Below are 4,662 nucleotides of genomic sequence, written 5' to 3'. Positions count from 1 at the left end.
CTCCTTGTCTTACTGTTCCTACTGTTGGATTTCCTTCAATCGCTCCATTTGATTTTCCAGCTTCTTTCATTTCATCTTGAAGACTTGTTGTTCCCGATTCTTGCCCATTCGCTCCCCCTGGGTTTTCGTTCCCTCCTTTTTTCATGTCTTCTTGAATAGATGGCGTACCACCATTCTTTTTATCTTTTTCCTTATTTAAGTTCCCTTTTTCTTTTTCATTTTTTGCTAAATCATTACCATTTGCTTTTTTCTGATCCGCTTTTTTCATTTGATCTTGCAAGGACTCTTTATTTTCAGACTCATTCCCTTTTTTCAAACCGCTTATAAGCCCTGCCACGCCACCTGTTGCCATCGCTGCCGCACTTGCTGTTTTAGCTGCTGCAACACCGGTTCCTTCTGCTGCACCTTTCGCTCCTTTTCCAATCATATTTCCAAGACTCTTCATTGGTTTTGAATTTGCGAGACTGCCAATTCCTTTACCAAGTGCGAAACCACCTACTAACATGCCCCAACTGCTCTTTAATCCAATATCTATTCCAAATAACCTTTCTACGACTGCCGGGCCATCTAGAACTGCCATACTAAATGCCGCTAATGCAATCAGATACGGTACACCATTTAGTTTGTCATGGAGGAATGCCGTACCCATTAGATATAGCTTCAAAGATAGGAATATCATAATCGTTGCTATAAATATATTGAGGATATTAGATAATACAGCTTTTAACTTTTGACCATTCGCAACATCGGCTGGTGCTAATATGTTGGCTAACAAGTAGTTAAATGCCAATTCATAAAATAACCTAGCTAATTTAATACTCACCAATAACAACGTTAATCCTGTTATCAATAAAGTAAAAAATATATTCCAGAAATTCCAATGCCAGCGATAATACTTTTCTGGAAAGAAATCAAACCATCCATCTTTTAGTTCAGCTAAAGATGCAACTCCTAATGCATCCATCACCCTTTTATTCTGTAGGATTTTTTGACCACCATCTGATAAATCCTTGTCTTTCGTAAATTTGAAATCGGAATCAATTTTTTCTGTAATATCTATTTGTCTAATATTTTTTTCAGGAATATTATTTTTTGGATTCAAATCTTCTTTCTTTTTCCATCCATTTTGATCTATTACTGCAACATCGGTTATATTCTTCTTAATAATTTCATCACTTAAAGAACCCTTTTGTTCAGATTTCACAACCGCTATGGCATCATCGGTGAACTTATCGACCTTTGTCATACCCGTACTTAATAAGCAAAGTACACTCAATGTTATGAAAATATTGATGATAATTTGAGAACGATTCATTTGTTTGTTCATAATAAACATGTAGCCAATATATAAAAACGAAATGGCTAAAAGAACAACAAACAATGGGTATAACATATCAACACACTCTTGTACTTCAGTTGAATTAAAAAAACCTTTAATTCCTAGCATGGCATCTGTCACACCTTCCAAGGCATCAACAACTAAAGATAAGCCTTGAATTAAGAACCATCCTAGCCAACGCAATACATAATTCACGATGTCCCCTACTTGAAGATAATCTGAGTACTCTTCTAAAACCTTTAAAATCTCTTCATCTTTCACTATTTATCCTCCTCTCATGCTTATTACTGTCCTAATACTTCTTTTGCTGTCCAATTCACTCTCTCATTTAGTCTGTCGATACGAATAATCAATTTTCCTTTTTGTTCCCGATCTACTGAAAGGAAAAGAACAGCATCTTCTAGACCAAGAATGACCTCATTTTCTTCTGTTACAAATGGCGAGTAACTATCTAAAATCAATTGCATTTTATCCGTGATTGTCGGTACACACATTCCCTCTTCCTCCTTTATGTTTGGAATCAAAAAAGCACCCAATTATTTGAGTGCTTTCTAACTTGTTACTTGTTCTATTTCTTCTAAATCACGCAAGATTCGATTAATCTTGTTTTCGACTGCTTGATAGACACTTTTGTCAATGTGGTCATTGTGAGCTAACATTTGAAATTCACTGTAAAACTCGCCCATTTCTTGATTTTCAACTTCATCTATTGATTTACCTAATTGCGCTAGAAAGAACTTATCAACCAGTTTCAAAACTGCTAAATCAGATTCAAAAAATTCATTAACCGTTTTTTCCTTCCAATTTTCAATGGAGAGTGAATCAAACGGGCTATCTTCCTGCTGAAACGCCTCTTCGGGATTCTCTTCATCAATTCCCATCATGGTTGGTTCTTCTATTGGCTGCATTGTCTCTACTGGTGGTACATCTTCTTGTTTCGGCTCTGATGGTTTTTCCTTTCTTTCTCCTAAAAAATCTACAATGAGTGAATTTGGATTTACGTCATCATGTAGGGAATCAATATCTATATCTAATATAGATTTATCTGTATCGAATTCTACGCCTAAGTACTCCCATCTGTATTTTAAGGCTGTTTCTCCCGTATTATAAATTGGGCGAGGTCTGATCCGTTTTCTGTTATTATCCTGACGTTTTATAACACGAATAACGGCACTTTCACCTTCTTTAAAATTCATAAGTTCATTTGCTGTTAACAGTGGGCGTTGATCTAGACCTTCCGTTTTATTTTTATCAGTAGAAAGACCTTTTCCGCTTCGAGAAGGTAGGTTAATCGTCTGACTCCCTAGTTTTTTGGAAACTTTTTCGGCGGTTTCTTGATCGTTAGTTAGAATGTAAATGGTATTCCCACAGTTTCCATCAATCGTATCTGCATCCTCACCATACTTATTTTTTAATTGTGAATATGCTTGAATGATAAGATTAAAACGAACATTTCTACCGAGACAAACCGTGATAATATTCGCCATCCCTTCAATACTTGGCATATTACCAAACTCATCCAGGCAAAAAACCACCTCACGGTGACATTTCCCTCCACGAGCGAGGGATGCACCCTTTGCCAATATAAAATAAAGCTGCCTTACAAAAATAGAAGCAATCACATGGTTCGAAGAATCAAAGTCTGGTGTAATCATAAAAATAGCGACTGGCTTATCGAAATAATCCACTTTTATTATTTTCATATCTTCATGTTCTTCTACCACTTTAAATTCTGTATGACCCGTTTTTTCATCTATTTTTGTAATAGTAATAGATGTTTTCGTTTGAGGGTTTTCTTTTTCGTTACATTGAATGGTATCTCCAACTTGTATTACTTGTTTGAAATCTAATGCAAAACGTCCTGTAATATCTGCCTTGATAGACTCCTTTGAGCCATCTGGAAATACAATGTCTACTCGTTTTCTAGGTGTCACTTTTCCTTTTATCGTTTTTCCAAAACCGACACGTTTTAAATCCACACTATTTTTTGCTGTCATTTTAGCGATTTCATCAAATGTAAAAATAGAAAGTCCATTCATTGTTTGGGTAAAAATCCCGCCTCGTGTCGTTCCTTTTGAGAAGTTTGAGGTTGCATATTGCATCTTCGCAACACTATCCGCTGGTAAACCTTCAAAGTATAAATCTAATGCATTTTGTGGATCAGCTTCCGGATCTACGATTACCTCTTTTGAACCAAGTTCTGATAACATATTTGCAACTGCATACATTGTGATTTTTTCTTCTGTACCCTCCGCAATACATTTATCTGTAACGGCTAATATCATGGCGTTACACAAGCTCATAGCGCACTGTTGCCAAAAAGGATCTTTTACAGTTGGGTTGTAATACAAAGTGTGTGAGAGCGTCTTACATAATGCCTGTGCCGTTGAATAATCTCCATCTTTATAGGCATCTTTTACAAGTTGTAATAAGTTATAGCTCATAGAATCAAGTGGAGTTAACAGGTTCAAAACTTCAATATGATAGCCTCGTTCTTCCAGCGTTTCTTTCGATGCGCTGAACAATTCCCCCTTTGGATCATTAAAAATTAGGGAGGGTTTATGTTCCGCTCTAGAATAGACATCAATTGTAGGAAATACATAGGTTTCCCCTTTACCAGAGCGTGTTGTACCAATAATTAAGTTGTTTACCGGGCTATCATCAATGAATACCTTATCACCTAGTCGGGAGATAACAACACCACCGCCACCTTTAAATGATTCCTCTCGATCTGGTACAGCTCGGTATTGCTTTTTCAACTCTTCTACTGTTGTAAAACGACTAGAACCTTTCTGATGATTATTTAAGTTTTTAAAGGAAGATTTCAGCTTATACACCGTTCTTGCAATAGTTCCAATTACTACAAGGAAAACAAGCATGTAGTAAATCGGATGCTCTGCAATTGGCATCCGAAAAAGAAATCCTATCTCCATATGAAACGGTTTGGGATGTAATAAATCACTAAAAGTTGTTTCTATCAGCTCTAAGGATAAGTTGAGTAAAAAATTAGCGATCAAAAACATTCCAACAAACAAAAAAGCACTCAATGGAATGAGTACTTCTTTTTCAGCTAATTTATATTTGATTGATATCTTTTCACTATACATATCAAAGTATCACCTCTGTTCAATCCAGCTTCAAATTAAAAAGGTACTCTTTTTATGAGTACCTTTTTGGCAAAATCAGTTGTTTTCTCTTTATTTACTCGCTACCATCTTTTCATTTTGTTTCAGAACTGGCTTTTCTTGATTCGTTGTTTTCTCTGGATTTGTTGGTTTTTCCGGTTCTGTTGGCTTCTCTGGCTCTGTTGGTTTCTCCGGTTC

Annotated in this window: 3 protein-coding genes; all 3 read right to left on the bottom strand. The window is 36.1% G+C overall.

What is annotated here, in order from left to right; genetic code table 11:
• Positions 1–1,600, bottom strand: a 1,600-nt coding sequence (locus tag DN401_RS29530; RefSeq protein WP_370512999.1) for a pLS20_p028 family conjugation system transmembrane protein, incomplete at its 3' end; no start/stop codon positions are given.
• Between the two features lie 23 nt (positions 1,601–1,623).
• The gene (locus DN401_RS29525; protein WP_000338017.1) at positions 1,624–1,833 is read right to left on the bottom strand and encodes a hypothetical protein; all 210 of its coding nucleotides are present in this window, start codon (positions 1,831–1,833) and stop codon (positions 1,624–1,626) included.
• Positions 1,834–1,890: 57 nt separating this feature from the next.
• On the bottom strand, positions 1,891–4,446 hold the full coding sequence (locus tag DN401_RS29520) for a VirD4-like conjugal transfer protein, CD1115 family (protein WP_149288129.1): 2,556 nt from the start codon (positions 4,444–4,446) through the stop codon (positions 1,891–1,893).
• Positions 4,447–4,662: the final 216 nt, after the last annotated feature.

Source organism: Bacillus sp. BF2-3 (genome assembly GCF_008368795.1).
Classification (GTDB): Bacteria; Bacillota; Bacilli; order Bacillales; family Bacillaceae_G; genus Bacillus_A; species Bacillus_A cereus.
This window is presented reverse-complemented; position numbering and strand designations above follow the sequence as displayed.